This is a genomic window from Acinetobacter sp. NRRL B-65365, assembly GCF_001605865.1.
Classification (GTDB): domain Bacteria; phylum Pseudomonadota; class Gammaproteobacteria; order Pseudomonadales; family Moraxellaceae; genus Acinetobacter; species Acinetobacter vivianii.
In genome coordinates this window covers 1-714 of record NZ_LRPD01000076.1, presented here as the reverse complement: position 1 = coordinate 714, position 714 = coordinate 1, and the positions used below count along the sequence as shown (strand labels likewise).

The window sequence follows — 714 nt, the reverse complement described above, 5'->3', positions numbered from 1 at the left end:
TCATGATGGTTGCTCCATCAGGAATAGCTTTTAAAATTGGTTCAATGTCACTGGTGATTTTATTTATCATCTCACTTGTCCCTTTTCATCCTTAATTTAAGGTGACAGATTGATCTGTCACTCTGCCTTTTGCGGGTTAAATAGTCGGTCTTTAATAAATAACAATGGAATTACCCCACAGATAAAATAAGCCGCAGCCATCACCAAAAGCCCTAAGCCAATAGAACCATTTTGTGATAGAAAACCAATTGTTAATGGAGAGAAAATAGAAAGTACTTTGCCAATGTTATAAGCACCACCCACTGCCGAACCTCGAATTGAGGTCGGGAAACTTTCCGTCATATAGGTGGCATTAATTGCGTATGGAATACCGTAAAGGAAACCGAAGAACAGCATCATCCATAAAATATTGGTTGGTGTATTTAAATAGACAATGACCGGAATAAATAAAGCTGTACCAATGGTTCCGAAAGCAAATACAGCGCGACGTCCTAATTTATCGGCAACGATCCCTGCAATCACTTTAGCAAACATCATAATCAGGAAAGTACCGACCATATACATGGCCATTTCTTTAAATTTGATGCCAAGATCAGACTCTAAATAAGCAGGTAACCAGTTACTTACGCCGTAATAGCCAAACTGCAATGCGCCCGTACTAATAATCCAAAGCACAAACATAGTGCCATGTTTCTTATCTCTTAAAATTTCAAG

Annotated in this window: 1 protein-coding gene and 1 pseudogene; both read right to left on the bottom strand. The window is 38.5% G+C overall.

Features of this window, described 5'->3' with window-relative positions; genetic code table 11:
* Window positions 1–70, bottom strand: a pseudogene (locus AWW72_RS19370) (3-oxoadipate CoA-transferase); the annotation flags it as partial.
* Window positions 71–117: 47 nt separating this feature from the next.
* On the bottom strand, window positions 118–714 hold a 597-nt coding region (locus AWW72_RS17835; RefSeq protein ID WP_155858572.1), incomplete at its 5' end, for an MFS transporter.